The following is a 263-nucleotide window of genomic DNA, read 5'->3' on the forward strand; positions in this document are numbered from 1 at the left end:
CGCGATGAATCGCGTCTCTACGGGAAACGGTTTATTGCTTGCGCAATATTTTCTTCTTTTACACATAATGAAAATCGAATGTATCCTTCGCCGTTGCTTCCAAATATTGTTCCCGGTGTTATAAATAAATGCTTTTCATATAATAAATTATCAATGAATTCCTCTGATTGAATTCCGGTTGGTAATTTTGCCCAAACGAATAATCCAACCGAATTTCTATCAAACGTACATTCTAATTTTTCTGCCAATTGAAAGATTAAATT

General features: G+C 33.8%; 1 protein-coding gene. It reads right to left on the bottom strand.

Annotated features, from left to right (window positions below; all coding sequences use genetic code 11):
* Positions 1-17: 17 nt before the first annotated feature.
* On the bottom strand, positions 18-263 hold a 246-nt coding region (locus DIU01_RS06305), incomplete at its 5' end, for an aminotransferase class I/II-fold pyridoxal phosphate-dependent enzyme (protein WP_290832609.1).

The sequence above is a fragment of the Flavobacterium sp. genome (assembly GCF_003525665.1).
Taxonomy (GTDB): domain Bacteria; phylum Bacteroidota; class Bacteroidia; order Flavobacteriales; family Flavobacteriaceae; genus Flavobacterium.